The organism is Streptomyces sp. Ru62, from assembly GCF_002920615.1.
Taxonomy (GTDB): domain Bacteria; phylum Actinomycetota; class Actinomycetes; order Streptomycetales; family Streptomycetaceae; genus Streptomyces.
Genome location: NZ_PQSU01000018.1, coordinates 1 through 17,099, shown reverse-complemented (window position 1 = coordinate 17,099; position 17,099 = coordinate 1). Strand labels below are relative to the sequence as shown.

The following is a 17,099-nucleotide window of genomic DNA, read 5'->3' as shown; positions in this document are numbered from 1 at the left end:
CCGCGCAGGGCCTATCGTCCATGGCGTGGACAGTGAGCCGAGTGACGAAGTGATCGTGGTCGGGAGCGGGATCGCCGGGCTGACGACGGCCGTGCTGCTGGCCGAGTCGGGCCGACGGGTGCGGGTGTGGGCGCGGGAGGCGGGCGAGCGGACGACCTCGGCGGTCGCCGGCGGTCTGTGGTGGCCGTACCGCATCGAACCGGAGCCGCTTGCGGGCGCGTGGGCGCTCGAATCCCTGGCGGTGTACGAGGAGCTGGCGGGCCGGCCGGAGGAGACGGGGGTGCGTCTGGTCGACGGGGTGCACCAGGGGGCCCGGCTGGACGAGCTGGGCGAGTGGGCGGGCCGGGTGCCGGGGCTGCGGGCGGTGGCCGAGGGGCTGGCGGCGCGGCTGCCGGTGATCGACATGCCGGTGCACCTGTCCTGGCTGCGGCAGCGCCTGGAGAAGGCGGGGGGCGCGGTGGAGGTCCGCGAGGTGGCCGACCTGACCGCCGTGCCCGCCCCCGTGGTGATCAACTGCACGGGCCTCGGGGCCCGCTCCCTGGTGCCGGACCCGGCGGTACGGCCGGTGCGCGGGCAACTGGTCGTGGTGGAGAACCCGGGCGTCACGAGCTGGTTCACCTCCGTGGACCACGCCTCGGCCGCGTCCACCTACTTCATCCCGCAGCCGGGCCGGCTGCTCCTTGGCGGCACGGCCGAGGAGGACGACTGGTCCCTGGAGCCGGACCCGGCCACGGCCGAGGCGATCGTCGCCCGCTGCGCGGCCGTCCGGCCGGAGATCGCCGGCGCACGCGTCCTCACGCACCGGGTGGGACTACGGCCGGCCCGGGAGGCGGTACGGCTGGAGCGGCAGCCCCTCCCGGACGGCCGCCTCCTGGTGCACAACTACGGCCACGGCGGCGCCGGCGTCACGGTGGCGTGGGGCTGCGCCCGGGAAGCAGCCGAGTCGGCGAACAGGACCACCTGACCGGTCGGGTGGACCCGCCGACGACGCCCCCCACCCGGACTCGCCGGCCAGCCACCCAAGGGCCGCGGGAGACCGCGCGACCGGCCACGACAACCCGCGGCGGGACTGGACGGCCGGGCGCCGTGGGGGCGCGGCGAACTGCGCGACAGCCCACGACGCCCCGCACCCGGACTCGCCGGCCAGCCACCCCGAGGGCCGCGGGAAACCGCGCGACCGGCCCACGACGACCGCAGCCGGAGACAACGACCAGCCGGCCCCGGACCGGCGCAGCGCGCCGGCAAAGGACCGTCAGCTCTACGGGACGTGCCGGACGGTGCGCGGTGCCCCGACTCCGTGCAGAACCCTCGGCGCGGCTGCCCCCGCACCGCCTGACGTGGCCCGGACGAACGCACCCGCGCCGCCCACCACCGGCACCCTCGCCGTCGTACGGGACAGGTCCACGGTGAGCGTCGGGCGGCTGGACGGAGGGTCGATGAGGTCCTTGTCCGTACCGGCGACGATCAGGGCCAGCCGGTGCCCCGCGGGGACGACGTGGTCGGTGGCGGCGAGGTCCAGGGTGATGGTGTACGCCCTGCCCGGCGTCAGCGGGACGCCCCGGGCCGGCCAGGCGTAGTGGCCGAGGTCGGCCCAGCCCCGGCTGACCACGGTGTGGTCGACGGGGGCCGTCTTCGCCGCGGTCTCCTTGAAGCAGGCGCTGTCCCCGGCCGTGCTCTCGCCCCAGCAACTGCGCTCGGTGAGGGTGGTGATGCCCTCGGCGCGGTCGGCGTAGTCGCGGATGGTGTCCGGGCCGACGTCGACCAGCACGGCGGACAGATGGGCGGAGCCGGTCGTCGGGGTGGCGGTGACCGTGACCGTGGAGGAGCCGGACAGGCGCAGGTCCCGGGTGAGCGGCGCCGTGAGGAAGCCGGCCTTCTCCGGCGTGGCCGTGGTGAGGTGCGCGGCCCAGTCGGTCTCGCTCAGCGCCGGATCGTCCGTGAAGCTCTCGGTGCCGGTGCCCGGGCGCAGCCCGAGGGTGCCGACGCCGGGCCGGCTGCCGGCGGCCGGGTGCAGGACGGCGGCGCGGGTGCCGCGCGGGGGCCAGGCGGCGGAGGTGACCCACTGGTCGGGGTGGCGTTCGACGTCGGCCATCGGCTCGCGGTCGATGCCGTTGTCGTAGCCGAGGAGTTCGTGGTCGAACCAGCGGTGCAGGGTGTCGACCCAGGCGCCGCGCCGGTAGTCGAAGGGGTCCACGTGCCCGGTCTGGGAGAGCCAGATCTTGCGCTCCACGCCGTGCCGGGCGAGGGCGTCCCACCACTGGCCGAAGTGCTTGGTGCGGACGTTGAGGTCCTGCATGCCGTGCACCAGGAACACGCTGGCGCGCACCTTCGCCGCGTCCTTGACGTAGTCCCGCTCGGTCCACAGCGGGGTCCAGTCGCCGCTGCGCGGGCTGCCGTCGGCGAGCTTCTTCCGCACGGCCGCGCAGTGGGCCTGCGCGTCGGCGCTCTCGACGTAGCCGGCCAGTTCGTCGGGGCCGCCCTCGTAGAGCGGGGCGCCCTGCGCGAAGTAGTAGTCGTACCAGGAGGAGATCGCGCTGATCGGGACGATCGTCCTCAGGCCCTTGACGCCGGTGGCGGCGACGCCGTTGGCGATGGTGCCGTCCCAGCTCTTGCCGATCATGCCGGTTCTGCCGTTGGTCCAGCCGGCCTCGACCGGGGTGCCGCCCGTGCGGCTGGTGTAGGCCCGGACGCGGCCGCCCAGCCAGTCGACCACGGCCTTCGCGGACAGGATGTCGGACCGGCCGCCGACGTCGACGCAGCCGTCGGAGCGGTCGGTGCCGGCGAGGTCGACGCCGACGAAGGCGTAGCCGCGGGGCACGAAGTAGTTGTCGTAGAACAGCGGCATCTGCACGACGTGGCCCTCGGCGTCGTACGTCTTGCGCTGGCTCTCGTTGCCGCGCCCGCAGCAGGAGTAGTAGGGGCTGGCGTCCATGATGACCGGCACCTTGCGGCCCTGCCGGGCGGGTTCGGCGGGCCGGACGATGTCGGCGGCGACGCGGTCGGTCCGTCCGTCGCCGTCCTCGTCGAGGCCGGTGTCCACCCACACGGACTCGCGCACGGCGTCGGCGTAGGAGTAGACGGGTCTGCTCTCCCGGGGCGCGGCCTGGGCCGCGGCCGGGGCGAGGAAGGTGGCCGTCAGGGCGGCGACGGCAGCGGTGACGAGCGTTCTCCAGGTCGTGGAGCGCGTGCGTTTCGGCATGCGCGGACGGTACCCCCGTCAACGCCCGTACAGAAGAAGGCTTTCCGGTGCGCGTGACGGCTGAATGGCGATCGTGTGACAGAAGTGGCCATGGACAAGTCAGTGGTCACAGGGACCGAATAGGCTCCGAACAGATCTCCGAACGGACGCACCGTCCCTACGACTTGGAGCTGACGTGCACCGCAGAATCATCGCACCGGGCGCGCTCGCGGCGGCCTCCCTCCTGCTGGCGATCCCGGCATCGGCCGCGAGTTACTCCCCCGGCGCACCGGGCATCGGCGACCCCTACTACCCGTACTACGGCAACGGCGGCTACGACGTCTCGCATTACGACCTGAGGCTTCAGTACCAGCCGAAGACGGACGAGTTGCAGGGCACGGCGACGATCCTGGCGAAGACCACCCAGGACCTGTCCAGTTTCGACCTGGACTTCCTGCTGGACGTGAGCGAGGTACGGGTCAACGGCGCCAAGGCGTCCTTCTCGACGTCCGGCCAGCACGAACTGGTCGTCACCCCGAAGACCCCGCTGGCCAAGGGCACCGCGATCACGGTCGTGGTCCGCTACAGCGGCGTGCCGTCGACGAAGAGCGCCTACGGCTTCTCCACCTGGCACCGCACGCCGGACGGCGCGGTGGCCGCCGACGAGCCCGAGGCCGCCTGGTGGTGGTTCCCGAGCAACGACCACCCGAGCGACAAGGCCACCTACGACGTGTCGGTGGCCGTGCCGGACGGCACCCAGGCCATCTCCAACGGCACGCTCCAGTCGACCAGTTCGAAGCTGGGCTGGACCCGCTACAACTGGCGGCAGAACAAGCCGCAGGCGACCTATCTGGCAACGCTCGCGCTCGGCAGGTTCGACATCACCACCAGCACCTCCGACGGCGGGGTGCCCGTCATCAACGCCTACAGCAAGGACCTCGGCGACAACGACGGGGCCGCGCGCGCGAGCGTGGAGCGCACCGGCGAGATCGTGGACTGGCTGAGCGGCTACTTCGGGCCGTATCCGTTCGCTTCGGCGGGCGGCTACGTGCCGAACACCACCACCGGCTACGCGCTGGAGACGCAGACCCGCGTCTACTACAGCCCGCGCCAGTTCGCGAACGGCTCCAACACCTCGGTGGTCGTGCACGAGCTGGCCCACCAGTGGTACGGCGACGACGTGTCGGTCAAGGGCTGGAAGGACATCTGGATCAACGAGGGCTTCGCCCGGTACGCGCAGTGGCTGTGGTCCGAGCACGAGGGCGAGGGCACCACGCAGGAACTCGCCGACTACGTGTACGCCTCGCACCCGGCCGACGACGCCTTCTGGACGGTGAAGCCCGGCGACCCGGGCCCGGACGAGCAGTTCGGCGCCGCCGTGTACGACCGGGGCGCCCTCGCCATCCAGGCGCTGCGCAACGAGATCGGTGACGACGCGTTCTTCGCGATCCTGAAGGGCTGGCCGAAGGAGCACGCCTACGGCAACGCCTCGGTCGCCGACTTCCAGAAGTACGCCGAGCAGGTGTCCGGCAAGCCGCTTGCGGCGCTGTTCGACACCTGGCTGTTCCAGCCGGAGAAGCCGGCCGCGCCGGCGGTCCGGGGCCTGGCGAAGTCGGGCACGGCGGTGGAGCGGCCGAAGTCCTGGAAGAAGATCGAGGCGACGAACGCCGTCCACGGGCACTGATCCCGGCGCCCGCCCCGCAAGGCGGGCGCCTCACCCGGCTACGGGCCCGGCGCTGCCGGTTCCTCAGCGGCTCGGGTCCGACGCCCGGCGCAGCAGCTCGTCCCGGCCTATCGCGTCCGCGCGGGTGGCCGGGACGGTGCAGGCGTAGGCGCCCGCGACCGCGCCGTACCGGGCGCACCGCTCGGGCGGCTCGCCGCTGAGCCGGCCGTAGAGGAACGCGGCGGCGAAGGCGTCGCCCGCGCCGTTGGAGTCCACCACCGGCGCGGGCGGGGTCACCGCCGGTATCCGGGTCAGCTCGCCGTCGGCCAGCAGATGGGCGCCCTCCGCTCCGGCGGTGGCGACGACGGTGTCGGCCCGTCCGCGTTCGGCGATGCGCCGCATGGTCCGCTCGGGGTCGGTCAGGGCGGCGGCCGACAGGAAGACGACGTCGGCCGCGAGCGCGAACGGCTCGTGGTACGGGTTCTCGCCGTCCCAGTCGTGCAGGTCGGTGGAGAGCGGCAGGCCGGTCTCGCGCAGGAGCGGCAGCGCGTGGGCGCAGGGCTGGGTGATGGTCACGTGCACATGCCGGCTCGCGGCGGCCAGCGCGCGCAGGCGGGCCTCGGGGAAGCGGTCGTCGGGGTGGGCGCGGCTGGTGTCGTACAGGGACAGCCGGCGGCCGTCCGGGCCGACGAGGTTGACCGCGCGCTTGGTGCCGGCCGGCTGGGGCAGCGCGGTGAGGGCGATGCCGTGCTCTTGGTGCAGGGCGCGCACGAGGTCGCCCTCGGGGTCGTCGCCGAGCAGGTCCAAGTGGTGGGTGCGCAGCCCGAGCCTGGCCAGTCCGAGGGCGACGAAGTCGCCGGTCTGGCCCGCGCGGGTGCGGATCCCCGAGTCGATCATGTAGCTGTCGGCGTACGGCAGGGGAAGCTCGGGGACCGGGATGATCGTGTCCACACCGGCCCCGCCCAGCACCAGCACGTCGGTCGTGTCCGTTCGCCCGGTCATCCGCGTCCTCCCCCTCCGCGCGCCCCCTTCGGGACGGCCCCCGATGGCACGGTGGCGTCATGCCGGAGCCGTGTGATCTCCGGCATGACGCCACCGTACGCGATGCCACTGACAGGGGCGCCGGACCGCTACTTCGACAGCTCGGTCAGCTCCCGGTCGGTGTTGCTCACCACCCGGCGGCGGACGCCGAACCAGCCGGCGACCAGCATGACGGCGATCACCGGGACGAGGAGCAGGGTCTTGCGGCCGACCTCGGCGTCGTTCCACATCATGCCGAGGCAGACCAGCAGGAAGACCACGGTGGCGATCTCCGTGACCGGGCTGAACTTCAGCTGGAAGTGCGGCCGGGTCACCAGGCCCGCGCGGGCACGGCGGACGAAGACCAGGTGGCAGACCATGATGATCACCCAGGTGCTGATGATGCCGAGCGAGGCGACGTTCAGCACGATCTCGAAGGCCTGGCTCGGGACCAGGTAGTTCAGGCCGACACCGAGCACGCAGACCGCGCAGGTCAGCAGGATGCCGCCGTAGGGCACCTGGCTGCGGTTCATGCGGGCGGTGAACTTCGGCGCCGAGCCGGCCGTGGCCATCGAGCGCAGGATGCGGCCGGTGGAGTACAGGCCGGAGTTGAGCGAGGACATGGCGGCGGTCAGCACGACCAGGTTCATCACGTCACCGGCCGCCGGCACGCCGATCTTGGACAGCACGGTCACGAACGGGCTCTGGTCGGCGGAGTACACCGAGCCGGGCAGCAGCAGGGCGAGGAGCACGACCGAGCCGACGTAGAACAGGCCCACGCGCCACATGATCGAGTTCACCGCGCGCGGGACCACCTTCTCCGGCTCGGCGGTCTCGCCGGCGGCCACGCCGACCAGTTCCAGGGCGGCGTACGCGAAGATCACGCCCTGCATGACCAGGACCACCGGCATCAGGCCGTGCGGGAAGACACCGCCGTTGTCGGTGATGACCCCGAGGCCCGGCTTGCTGCCGCCGACGTCGTGCTGGGTCGCCAGCAGGAAGATGCCGATCAGCATGAAGCCCACCAGGGTGGCGACCTTGATGATCGCGAACCAGAACTCCATCTCGCCGAAGATCTTCACCGAGATCAGGTTCACGGCGAGGACGACCGCGAGGGCGATCAGCGCCAGCACCCACTGCGGGATGGACGTGAACATGCTCCAGTAGTGCGTGTAGAGCGCGATCGCGGTGATGTCGGCGATGCCGGTGGTCGACCAGTTCAGGAAGTACATCCAGCCGGCGACATAGGCGCCCTTCTCGCCGAGGAACTCGCGCGCGTACGACACGAAGGAGCCGGAGGACGGCCGGTACAGGACCAGCTCGCCCAGGGCCCGGACGACGAAGAACGCGAAGACACCGCAGACCAGATAGGCCAGGGCGAGCGCCGGGCCCGCGTTGTGCAGGCGTCCGCCGGCGCCAAGGAAGAGGCCGGTGCCGATGGCGCCGCCGATGGCGATCATGTTGACGTGACGGGCCTTGAGGTCCTTGCTGTAACCGGCGTCGCCCGCGTCCGCGGGCGTCCGGGCCACCTGGGGGTGGGTGGTGGCCTGTGCCGATTCCACGGCTTCCTTGCTCACGGGTGGTTCCACTTCCTGGTGCGCCCGGACCTCATGGGCCCGGGGTTCGTGCAGGTCTTGGCCCGCACCACCCTCGTGTCGCGGCACAGACCAAGGCAGCAGCTTCCCAGCGGGACCGTCCGGCATGCGATGGTGCAGGTCACAGAGCGGTTCTTCTCACACGGTCCGCACCGCCCCGCCCCAGGTTTCACACCAATGGTGAGACAGCGATACTGCTGCGCATGACGACCGACACCGGCGAGCCCACCCTGACGATCGACGAGCTGGCCGCGCGGGCGGGCGTCACGGTGCGCACGGTCCGCTTCTACGGCACCAGGGGACTGCTGCCGCCGCCGGTCATCGGCCCGCGCCGGGTGGGCCACTACGGCCGGGAGCACCTGGCCCGGCTGGAGCTGATCGAGGAGATGCAGCACCAGGGCATGACCCTCGCGGCGATCGAACGGCATCTGCGGCAGCTGCCGGCCGACCTCGGCCCGCACGATCTGGCGATCCACCGGGCAGTGATCGCCTCCTGGGCGCCGGACACCGTCGAGACAGTGTCCCGCGCGGCGCTGGAGCGGCGGGCGGGGCGCCGGCTGGCCGAGGAGGACGTGGACCGGCTCGCCGCGATGAACGTGGTGACGCGGGACGGGGAGTCCTTCCGCGTGGACTGCGGTCTGCTGCGGCTCGCGGTGCGGCTCCTCGACGTACCGCTGTCCCAGGAGACCATCCTGGCTGCCCGGACCGTCCTGACCGACCACGCCCGCGCGGCGGCCCACGAGCTGTCGGACCTGCTGCGCCAGGCCGTCGCCGAACGCGACACGCGGGACGTGAAGTCGCTGTCGGCCCATATGCACCCGCTCGTGGTGCAGGCGCTCCTCACCACCTTCCAGCGGTCGCTGAAGGAGGAGCTGCGCCAGTGGCTGGACGGCACGGCGGACCGGGAGACCCCGTCCGGGGACACGGCGGCCCCGCGAGCGGGGTCCCGGGGCACGCCGTCCGGCTGAGGCGCGTCAGCGGGCGTCGGTGAACGTCTCCCCGTTCTCGGCCTTCGTCACGAGCAGCGCGGGCGGGGCGAACCGCTCGCCGTACCGTTCGGCCAGCTCGCGCGCGCGGGCCACGAATCCGGGCAGGCCCCCTTCGTAACCGTTGATGTACTGGAGCACACCGCCGGTCCAGCCGGGGAAGCCGATGCCGAGGATCGAGCCGATGTTGGCGTCGGCGACGGAGGTCAGGACGCCCTCTTCGAGGAGGCGTACGGTGTCGAGCGCCTCGGCGAAGAGCATGCGCTCCTGCATGTCCCGGAACGGGATCTCGTGCCCGGGCCTGGTGAAGTGCTCGCGCAGGCCCGGCCAGAGCCCGGCCCGCTTGCCGTCCTCGGTGTAGTCGTAGAAGCCGGCGCCGCCGCTGCGGCCGGTGCGGCCGAACTCGTCGACCATGCGGTCGATGACCGCCTCCGCCGGGTGCGCCGTCCAGGTGCCGCCGGCCTCCTCCACGGCCCGCTTCGTCTCGCCCCGGATCTTGCGCGGGAGGGTGAGGGTCAGCTCGTCCATGAGGGACAGCACCCTCGCCGGGTAGCCGGCCTGGGCGGCGGCCTGCTCCACGGAGGCGGGCTCGACGCCCTCGCCGACCATGGCGACGCCCTCGTTGATGAAGTGGCCGATCACCCGGGAGGTGAAGAAGCCGCGGGAGTCGTTGACGACGATCGGCGTCTTGTTGATCTGCCGGACCAGGTCGAAGGCGCGCGCGAGGGTCTCCTCACCGGTGCGCTCGCCCTTGATGATCTCGACCAGGGGCATCTTGTCGACCGGCGAGAAGAAGTGCAGTCCGATGAAGTCGGTCTGGCGCTGCACGCCCTCGGCGAGGGTGGTGATGGGCAGCGTGGAGGTGTTGGAGCACAGCAGCGCGTCGGGGGCGACGACGGCCTCGATCTCCTGGAACACCTTGTGCTTGAGGGCGGTGTCCTCGAAGACGGCCTCGATGACCGCGTCACAGCCCGCGAGGTCGGCCACCTCGGCGGTGGGGGTGATCCGGGCGAGCAGCGCGTCCGCCTTCTCCTGGCTGGTACGGCCCTTGGAGACGGCCTTGGCGCACAGCTTCTCGGAGTAGCCCTTGCCCTTGACGGCCGCTTCCAGGGAGACGTCCTTGAGGACGACGTCGATGCCCGCGCGGGCGCACGCGTAGGCGATGCCGGCGCCCATCATGCCGGCGCCGAGGACGGCCACCTTGCGGACCTGGCGGGGTTCGACGCCCTGCGGACGGTTGGCGCCGGAGTTGACCGCCTGAAGGTCGAAGAAGAACGCCTGGATCATGTTCTTCGAGGTCTGCCCGGCGGCCAGTTCCACGAAGTATCGGGCCTCGATGACCTGGGCGGTCTCGAAGTCGACCTGGGAGCCCTCGACGGCGGCGGCGAGGATGTTGCGCGGCGCCGGGTAGGGGGCGCCGTTCGTCTGCTTGCGCAGGTTGGCCGGGAAGGCGGGCAGGTTGGCGGCGAACTTCGGGTTGGCCGGGGTGCCGCCGGGGATCCGGTAGCCCGGCTTGTCCCAGGGCTGCTGGGACTCGGGGTTCGCGTCGATGAAGGCCCGGGCCTTGGCGAGCAGTTCCTCGGGGGTGGCGGCGACCTCGTGGACGAGGCCGTTCTCCTGGGCGCGCCGCGCGTTGTACTGCTGTCCCTGGAGGAGCACCTTCAGCAGGGCGTCCGCGATGCCTAGCAGCCGCACGGTGCGCACGACTCCGCCGCCGCCGGGGAGCAGGCCGAGGGTGACCTCGGGACAGCCCATCCTGGTGCCGGGGGTGTCCAGGGCGACCCGGTGGTGGCAGGCGAGGGCCAGCTCGAAGCCGCCGCCGAGGGCCGCGCCGTTGACGGCGGCGACGACCGGCTTGCCGAGGGTCTCGATGCGGCGCAGGTTCCGCTTGATGGCGAGGCCGCCGTCGAACAGCTCCTGTGCGGTCTCGGGCGTGACGCGGATCAGGTCGCGCAGGTCGCCGCCGGCGAAGAAGGTCTTCTTCGCGGAGGTGAAGATGATGCCGCGGATGTTCTCCCGCTCCGCCTCCAGCCGGTCGGTGATCACGGCGAGGGAGTCGCGGAACGCCTGGTTCATGGTGTTCGCGGACTGGTTGGGGTCGTCCAGGACGAGGGTGACGACACCGGTGTCGTCCTGCTCCCAGCGGATGGTGGTGCTCTCGGTCATGACAGTCGTCTCCGTAGAAGTCTTCGGGGCGCTTTGGTTCCGCGGGGAGTTCAGAGGCGTTCGACGATGGTGGCGATGCCCATGCCGCCGCCGACGCACAGCGTGGCGAGGCCGTAGCGCTTGTCCTGGCGCTCCAGTTCGTCGATGAGCGAGCCGAGGATCATGGCGCCGGTGGCGCCGAGCGGGTGGCCGAGGGCGATGGCTCCGCCGTTGACGTTGACCTTGTCCAGGGACAGGCCCATGTCCTTCACGAAGCGCAGCACGACCGCGGCGAACGCCTCGTTGATCTCGACCAGGTCGATGTCGTCGATGGTGAGGCCCGCCTTCGCCAGGGCCTTGCGGGTGGCGGGGGCGGGGCCGGTGAGCATGATGGTCGGCTCGGAGCCGGAGACGGCCGCGGCGACGATCCGCGCGCGGGGGGTGAGGCCGTGGCGCTCGCCGACCTCCTGGGAGCCGATCGCGACCAGCGAGGCGCCGTCCACGATGCCGGAGGAGTTGCCGGCGTGGTGGACGTGGTCGATCTTCTCCACCCAGTGGTACTTCTGCAGGGCCACGGCGTCGAAGCCGCCCAGGTCGCCGATGTCCGCGAAGGACGGCTTCAGCTTGGCGAGGGAGTCGGCGGTGGTGCCGGGTCGCATGTGCTCGTCGTGGTCGAGGACGACCAGGCCGTTGCGGTCCTTGACGGGGACCACGGACTTCTCGAAGCGGCCCTCCTTCCAGGCGGTGGCGGCGCGCTCCTGGGACAGGGCCGCGTACTCGTCGACGTCCCGGCGGGAGAAGCCCTCGATGGTCGCGATGAGGTCGGCGCCGATGCCCTGCGGCACGAAGTTGACGGCGAGGTTGGTCATCGGGTCGTTGAACCAGGCGCCGCCGTCCGAGGCCATCGGGACCCGGGACATGGACTCGACACCACCGGCGAGGACCAGGTCCTCCCAGCCCGCGCGGACCTTCGCGGCGGCCAGGTTGACGGCCTCCAGACCGGAGGCACAGAAGCGGTTCTCCTGGACACCCGCGACCGTGTCGGGCAGTCCGGCGGCGAGGGCGGCGATCCGGGCGATGTCCGAGCCCTGGTCGCCGACGGGGCCGACCACGCCCAGCACGATGTCGTCGATCGCGGCCGGGTCGAGGCCGGGGAAGCGGGCGCGGATCTCGTGGATGAGGCCGACGACCAGGTCGATGGGCTTCGTGCCGTGCAGGGCGCCGTTCGCCTTGCCGCGGCCGCGCGGGGTGCGGATCGCGTCGTACACGTACGCTTCGGTGCTCACTGGGGTGCCTTTCGGGAGGGTGGGCCGAGCGGGGTGGGCGGGGTCAGCCGCCGTTCGTGACCAGGAAGTCGGGGTCGTCGGGGTCGTCGGTCGGGGGTGCCGGTACGCCCCAGTCCCGGGCGACCGCGGCGGTGTCCGCGCCGGGCCGGGCGGGGCCGGTGCGGACGGCGGTGGGGGTCGCGGAGAAACGGGGGGCGGGGGCCGGCTGGGTGATGCCGCCGTGGTCGGTGAAGGTGCCGCGCGCGGCCAGGTGCGGGTGGGCCGGGGCCTCACGCAGGCTCAGCACGGGCGCCACACAGGCGTCGGAGTCCGCGAAGACGGCCGTCCACTCCGCCCGGGTGCGGGACTTGAAGGCGGCGGCGATCCGTTCGCGCAGCTCTTCCCAGCGGGTCCAGTCCGTGCGGGCCGGGGCGAGGTCGACGAGGCCGAGCAGGCGCAGGAACTCGGCGTAGAACTTGCCCTCCAGGGCGCCCACCGCCATGTAGCCGCCGTCGGCGGTCTCGTAGGTGCCGTAGTACGGGCAGCCGCCGTCCAGGAGGTTGGCGGCGCGGCGGTCCTGCCAGCCGCCGGCGGCGAGCATGCCGTGGATCATCGCGGACAGATGGGCCGTGCCGTCCACGATGGCCGCGTCGACCACCTGGCCGGTGCCGGTCGCGCGCGCGTGGTGCAGGGCGGCGAGGACACCGACGACCAGGTAGAGCGAGCCGCCCGCGTAGTCCCCGAGGAGGTTGGCGGGCACGGCCGGGGGTTCGTCGGGGCGGCCGATCATGCCGAGGGTGCCGGTGAGCGCGATGTAGGCGATGTCGTGGCCGGCGCGCTGGGCGAGCGGGCCGTCCTGGCCCCACCCGGTCATGCGGCCGTACACCAGGCGGGGGTTGCGGGCGTGGCAGTCCTCCGGGCCGATGCCGAGCCGCTCGGCGACGCCGGGGCGATAGCCCTCGATGAGGATGTCGGCCCGCTCGGCGAGGTCCAGGACGCGCGCGGGGCCGTCCGGTGCCTTCAGGTCGACCACGATCGAGCGCTTGTTGCGGTTGGTGACGTCGAACGCCGGGTCGATCGCGAGGCCCGGCCCGCCCGGGCGGTCCACCCGGACCACGTCGGCACCCAGGTCGGCCAGGAGCATGGCGGCGAACGGGCCCGGGCCGATGCCGGCCAGCTCGACCACGCGCACGCCGGAGAGCGGGCCGTCGCCCGGCTTCGGCGTCCCTGCCGTTGTCATCCGTCCAGCCCCCAGGCGTGTGTGACACAACTGATGTAACACCGGTGATGCTAAGAACGCGTTCCACCGGACACAAGACCTGAACGAGCAAGCGCTTAGCCAAGTGCCCGACAAGCCGACGATCACCCGGGAGAGTGACCGGCGCTCCGCCGGGTCCTCCTCGGCGACGGGCGCCGGGGACCGTCAGGTGGTGCGCGCGCCCGGCCCCCGCGCCCGTACCGGGGGCGGTTTCTCCCGCTTCTTCACGGCATTCCTGGCTACGGCCACCGCTGCCTCCGGGCTGCTCGTCGGGCTCCGCACTCCTCACGCTAGCCTCGGCCACCGACAGCGGCGCGGGCTGCGCGGCGGGCCGCACGGACCAAGGGGTGTCATGAGCAGGATGAGCAGGACGGACCGGCCGTACGACCTCGTGCTCTTCGGAGCCACGGGCTTCGTCGGCGCGCTCACGGCCCACTATCTCGCCGCACACGCGCCGCGGGACCTGCGCTGGGCGGTCGCCGGCCGCGACGAGGGACGGCTGGAGCGGCTGCGCGCGGACCTGCCCGGCGGCGCGGACGTCGGTGTACTGCGGGCCGACGTGGCCGAACCGGCCACCCTGCGCGCCCTCGCCGGGCACGCGCGCGTGGTCGCCACGACCGTGGGGCCGTACGTCCTGCACGGCGAGGAACTCGTCGCCGCCTGCGCCGACAGCGGCACCGACTACCTGGACCTCACCGGCGAGCCCGAGTTCGTGGACCTGATGTACGTCCGGCACGACGCACGCGCGCGGGAGACGGGCGCGCGCCTGGTGCACGCCTGCGGTTTCGACTCGGTGCCGCACGACCTGGGCGCCTACTTCACGGTCCGGCAGCTCCCCGAGGGCGTGCCGCTGACCGTGGACGGCTATGTGACCGCCGACGCGGCCTTCTCCGGCGGCACCCTCGCCTCCGCGCTGAACCAGATGGCCCGTGGACGGCGGATGCTGGCCGCCGCGCGCGAGCGGGCCCGGCACGAACCGCGGCTGCCGGGCCGCCGGGTGACGACGCCGGCGGGCACGCCGAGGTACGCGGCGGAGGTCGGCGCGTGGGCGCTGCCCCTGCCCACCATCGACCCGCAGATCGTGCGCCGTTCGGCGCGGGCGCTGGAGCGGTACGGCCCGGACTTCCGCTACCGGCACTACGCGGCCGTGCGGCGCCTGCCGGTCGCCCTCGGCGGGGTCGCTGCCGCCGGCGCGGTGGCGGCCGCCGCCCAGCTGCCGCCCGCCCGGCGCTGGCTGTCGGACCGGCTCAAGCCGGGTGACGGACCGAGCGCGGAGAAGCGGGCGAAGAGCTGGTTCTCGGTGCGGTTCGTCGGCGAGGGCGGCGGCCGGCGCGTGTTCACCGAGGTCGCGGGCGGCGACCCCGGATACGACGAGACGGCGAAGATGTTCGCCGAGGCGGCCCTGTGCCTGGCGTTCGACGATCTGCCGCCCACGGCCGGCCAGGTCACCACGGCCCAGGCGATGGGCGACGCCCTCGTCGAGCGGCTGCGCGCGGCGGGAATCACCTTCCGGGTGGCGGCGGAACGCTAGGGCCCGCCGCGGCCATGGGTCCCCCCGCGGGGCCGGCTGCCGCTGCGCGACGATGGAGACTTGTGCCGGACAGGGTTCAAGGAGGCGGAACAGTCGTGAAGTTCGTGCTCGAAGTGACCGTGGACGACGGTGCCGTGGCGCGGGACCGGGTGGGTGAGCTGGAGCGCATCCTGCGGTACTGGGGCGGCAATCTGCGCCACTACGCCCTCGAACCGGGCGACGGTTCGGCCGTCTACGACTCGGAGTACCGGGAGGTCGGCGCCTGGCGCGTCGTCGAGTCCTGATCCGGGCCGCCGGCCAGGCTCCGCGCCGCCTCGCGCAGCGCGCGCCGGCACAGGGCGTCGGCCCGGCGGGTGGTCTCCGGCAGCCGGTACCGGGGGGTCAGTGCCAGGGTGTGCGCCACGACGTTGTCGAGGCTCACCCGGTGGCCGACCGAGACGAACACCGGCTTGACGCCGTCCCGGGTACGCAGCGCGCGCCCGACCTCCTCGGTCCCGGCAAGCAGCGGTGCCCAACCGCCCCGGGCCGGCTCCGGGTCGTCGTACGCGAAGGTGAAGGGGTTCTTGGCGACCCCGGCCGTCGGCAGGTCCGTGAGCACGCCCAGGTGGCTCGCCAGGCCGAAGCGGCGGGGGTGGGCCAGGCCGTAGCCGTCGCACACCACCAGACCGGGCGCGCACGGCAGCCGGTCCAGGGCGGCGCGGACGGTGGGGAGCTCCCGGAAGGCGAGGAGGCCGGGCACGTACGGGAAGGAGACCCGGCCGACGGCCGTCGCCTCCGCCACGACGTCCAGGGTGGCGGCGTCCAGCACGACGGCCGCCGCCGCGACCAGGTCCAGGCCGTCGTCGTAGGCGACGTCCACCCCCGTGACCAGGCCCGTTCCCGGCGGCGGTCCGGGCTCGTCCAGCACCACCCGCCCGCGCAGCTCGTCCTGCACGGCGCGGGCCTCGTCCTCGGTCGCGGGCCAGCCCGCGGGTACGCCGACGATCGTCATGCCGGGTGACTGTACGCTCCCGCCGCGGCCCGCCGGGCGGGCGGGGTAGGCTCGCGATCATGTTCGTCCTGGAGCTGACCTACACCGCGCCGCTCGATGCCGTGGACGCCGTTCTGCCGGACCATGTGGCCTGGCTGGAGGAGCAGTACGAGAAGGGCCTCTTCCTCGCCTCCGGACGCAAGAACCCCCGCGACGGCGGAGTGATCCTGGCCGTCGCGGGGGACCGCGCCCGCATCGACGAGATCGTCGCGGGCGACCCGTTCACCGTCGCCGGTGTGTGCGCCTACCGCGTCACGGAGTTCATCGCCACGAAGACGGCCCCGGAGCTGGCGCGCCACCGGCAGACGCTCGGCTGACGTCAGTCTGTCGACCTCCTCGGGCGCCGGGCCTGGCGGGCCGTCAGCCCTTCTTGGCGTCCAGCGCGCGCTGCAGTTCTTCCTTGTTCATGTGCGAACGGCCTTCGATGCCGCGCTGCCTCGCCTCGTTGTACAGCTGGTCGCGGGTCGGGCCGTGCGAGCCGACCCGGTTGCCCGACCGCTGACCGCCACGCTTGCTCGACGACATGTCCTGCGTCGAGCTGCGGCTGGCGGTCTTGGACTCGCCGGAGCGGGCGCGTTCCTTGTTCACCGTCCGCGCGGCGATCTCCTTGGCGCGCCCGGTGCTCTCGCCCCGGTCCTGCGCGCTCTTCTTGATGTGCTCGTACTGACGCTCACGCTTGGGGCTGGAACCGGCTGGCATGATCGCTCCCTTCCTTTGCGGCGGGGAACGAGTACCCGTGTTCGGCGGCGCTTACCTCACCGGTCCGGCCGTGCCTCACCGTTCGAGCCGTGCCACGCGTCCCTGCTCGCCCGCCGCCCAGCAGCTCAGGTCGGGGGTGCAGGCGACGGTGTCGTACGAGCCGGTGTCGATGGTCCGCCAGCTGCGGCCGGCGTCGGTGGTCAGGTCGGTGCCGGTCGGACCGACGGCCAGTGCGGCGGTGCGGCTGTGCGGGAGCCAGGCGGCGCCGGAGCGGTACGCGGGCGGTGGGGTGGTGGCGGGGCGCCAGGTGCGGCCGCCGTCTGCGGTGACCGCGGCGGCCTGAGGGGAGGGCTGGTCGGGGCGGTAGTCGCCGCCGACCGCGATGCCGTGCGTGCGGTCGCGGAAGGCCAGCGCGAAGACTCCCTTGGCCGGATCGCCCGCGGGGACCGGCGTGTCGGCGGCCGTCCAGGTGAGCCCGCGGTCGGCGGAGTGCAGCACGCGCGCGTGGGCGCCGCCGCCGGTGGCCAGCCAGACGTCCTTCGGGCCGGCGGTGACGAGGCACTGGCCGCTCGCGGCGAATCCCGCCTCGCCGTCCAGGGCGGGCGGCATGCCGTCCGCGGGCAGCACGCGCCAGGAACGCCCGCCGTCGGCGGTGGACAGGACGCGGAACTTCCCGTCCACGGGGTCGCTCAGGGCGAGGCCGTGGCGACGGTCGAAGAAGGCGAGGCA

General features: G+C 72.9%; 15 protein-coding genes. 6 read left to right on the top strand and 9 right to left on the bottom strand.

Annotation, left to right across the window (positions count from 1 at the left end; genetic code table 11):
• Positions 1-49 precede the first annotated feature (49 nt).
• Positions 50-964, top strand: coding sequence for an FAD-dependent oxidoreductase (locus C3492_RS24275; RefSeq protein WP_103813989.1), 915 nt, complete (start codon positions 50-52; stop codon positions 962-964).
• A 294-nt stretch (positions 965-1,258) separates the two neighbouring features.
• Here the strand turns inward: C3492_RS24275 and C3492_RS24270 are convergent, their stop codons facing one another.
• Positions 1,259-3,199 carry a Xaa-Pro dipeptidyl-peptidase gene (locus C3492_RS24270; protein ID WP_103813987.1) on the bottom strand — a complete coding sequence of 647 codons (1,941 nt, stop codon included), beginning with the start codon at positions 3,197-3,199 and terminating at the stop codon, positions 1,259-1,261.
• Positions 3,200-3,374: 175 nt separating this feature from the next.
• Here C3492_RS24270 and C3492_RS24265 point away from each other — a divergent pair, with 175 nt between their 5' ends.
• Positions 3,375-4,862 (top strand): M1 family metallopeptidase, encoded by a 1,488-nt coding sequence (locus C3492_RS24265; protein ID WP_103813985.1) that lies wholly within the window; start codon positions 3,375-3,377, stop codon positions 4,860-4,862.
• Between the two features lie 63 nt (positions 4,863-4,925).
• Here C3492_RS24265 and C3492_RS24260 read toward each other — a convergent pair whose 3' ends face one another.
• Together C3492_RS24260 and C3492_RS24255 are read right to left on the bottom strand one after the other, a co-directional pair.
• Positions 4,926-5,843 carry an adenosine kinase gene (locus C3492_RS24260; RefSeq protein WP_103813983.1) on the bottom strand — a complete coding sequence of 306 codons (918 nt, stop codon included), beginning with the start codon at positions 5,841-5,843 and terminating at the stop codon, positions 4,926-4,928.
• Between the two features lie 128 nt (positions 5,844-5,971).
• Positions 5,972-7,438 carry an amino acid permease gene (locus tag C3492_RS24255; RefSeq protein WP_103813981.1) on the bottom strand — a complete coding sequence of 489 codons (1,467 nt, stop codon included), beginning with the start codon at positions 7,436-7,438 and terminating at the stop codon, positions 5,972-5,974.
• 221 nt (positions 7,439-7,659) lie between these two features.
• Between C3492_RS24255 and C3492_RS24245 the strand changes: the two genes are divergently transcribed.
• Entirely contained in the window at positions 7,660-8,424 is a 765-nt protein-coding gene (locus C3492_RS24245) for a MerR family transcriptional regulator (protein ID WP_103813977.1), read from the top strand.
• A 6-nt stretch (positions 8,425-8,430) separates the two neighbouring features.
• Here C3492_RS24245 and C3492_RS24240 read toward each other — a convergent pair whose 3' ends face one another.
• Genes C3492_RS24240 through C3492_RS24230 form a run of 3 tightly spaced genes read right to left on the bottom strand, consistent with a single transcriptional unit; the run spans position 8,431 to position 13,092 of the window.
• Positions 8,431-10,608, bottom strand: coding sequence for a 3-hydroxyacyl-CoA dehydrogenase NAD-binding domain-containing protein (locus C3492_RS24240; protein WP_103813975.1), 2,178 nt, complete (start codon positions 10,606-10,608; stop codon positions 8,431-8,433).
• Between the two features lie 50 nt (positions 10,609-10,658).
• Positions 10,659-11,873 carry an acetyl-CoA C-acetyltransferase gene (locus C3492_RS24235; protein ID WP_103813973.1) on the bottom strand — a complete coding sequence of 405 codons (1,215 nt, stop codon included), beginning with the start codon at positions 11,871-11,873 and terminating at the stop codon, positions 10,659-10,661.
• Between the two features lie 43 nt (positions 11,874-11,916).
• Positions 11,917-13,092, bottom strand: a complete 1,176-nt coding sequence (locus C3492_RS24230) for a CaiB/BaiF CoA-transferase family protein (RefSeq protein ID WP_103813971.1) — start codon at positions 13,090-13,092, stop codon at positions 11,917-11,919.
• Positions 13,093-13,462: 370 nt separating this feature from the next.
• On the opposite strand from C3492_RS24230, the gene C3492_RS24225 reads away from it, so the two are divergent.
• Positions 13,463-14,641, top strand: coding sequence for a trans-acting enoyl reductase family protein (locus C3492_RS24225; RefSeq protein ID WP_181140527.1), 1,179 nt, complete (start codon positions 13,463-13,465; stop codon positions 14,639-14,641).
• A 95-nt stretch (positions 14,642-14,736) separates the two neighbouring features.
• On the top strand, positions 14,737-14,925 hold the full coding sequence (locus C3492_RS24220) for a hypothetical protein (protein ID WP_031101269.1): 189 nt from the start codon (positions 14,737-14,739) through the stop codon (positions 14,923-14,925).
• Here C3492_RS24220 and C3492_RS24215 read toward each other — a convergent pair.
• Positions 14,874-15,632, bottom strand: coding sequence for an endonuclease V (locus C3492_RS24215; protein ID WP_103813967.1), 759 nt, complete (start codon positions 15,630-15,632; stop codon positions 14,874-14,876). The genes C3492_RS24220 and C3492_RS24215 overlap by 52 nt on opposite strands.
• 59 nt (positions 15,633-15,691) lie before the next feature.
• Between C3492_RS24215 and C3492_RS24210 the strand changes: the two genes are divergently transcribed.
• Complete coding sequence (locus tag C3492_RS24210; protein WP_103813965.1) at positions 15,692-15,988, top strand: YciI family protein; 297 nt, start codon at positions 15,692-15,694, stop codon at positions 15,986-15,988.
• A gap of 43 nt (positions 15,989-16,031) precedes the next feature.
• Here C3492_RS24210 and C3492_RS24205 read toward each other — a convergent pair whose 3' ends face one another.
• Both C3492_RS24205 and C3492_RS24200 read right to left on the bottom strand, forming a co-directional pair.
• A complete protein-coding gene (locus tag C3492_RS24205; RefSeq protein ID WP_103813963.1) occupies positions 16,032-16,370 on the bottom strand; it encodes a plasmid stabilization protein in 339 nt (112 codons plus the stop codon).
• Between the two features lie 75 nt (positions 16,371-16,445).
• On the bottom strand, positions 16,446-17,099 hold a 654-nt coding region (locus C3492_RS24200), incomplete at its 5' end, for a WD40/YVTN/BNR-like repeat-containing protein (RefSeq protein WP_374938366.1).

Excerpts from the sequence above, each read along its gene's own strand:
- C3492_RS24205 (WP_103813963.1), bottom strand. The coding sequence starts at position 16,370 with ATGCCAGCCGGTTCCAGCCCCAAGCGTGAGCGTCAGTACGAGCACATC.
- C3492_RS24210 (WP_103813965.1), top strand. The coding sequence starts at position 15,692 with ATGTTCGTCCTGGAGCTGACCTACACCGCGCCGCTCGATGCCGTGGAC.
- C3492_RS24225 (WP_181140527.1), top strand. The coding sequence starts at position 13,463 with ATGAGCAGGATGAGCAGGACGGACCGGCCGTACGACCTCGTGCTCTTC.
- C3492_RS24270 (WP_103813987.1), bottom strand. The coding sequence starts at position 3,199 with ATGCCGAAACGCACGCGCTCCACGACCTGGAGAACGCTCGTCACCGCT.
- C3492_RS24240 (WP_103813975.1), bottom strand. The coding sequence starts at position 10,608 with ATGACCGAGAGCACCACCATCCGCTGGGAGCAGGACGACACCGGTGTC.
- C3492_RS24245 (WP_103813977.1), top strand. The coding sequence starts at position 7,660 with ATGACGACCGACACCGGCGAGCCCACCCTGACGATCGACGAGCTGGCC.
- C3492_RS24215 (WP_103813967.1), bottom strand. The coding sequence starts at position 15,632 with ATGACGATCGTCGGCGTACCCGCGGGCTGGCCCGCGACCGAGGACGAG.
- C3492_RS24230 (WP_103813971.1), bottom strand. The coding sequence starts at position 13,092 with ATGACAACGGCAGGGACGCCGAAGCCGGGCGACGGCCCGCTCTCCGGC.
- C3492_RS24260 (WP_103813983.1), bottom strand. The coding sequence starts at position 5,843 with ATGACCGGGCGAACGGACACGACCGACGTGCTGGTGCTGGGCGGGGCC.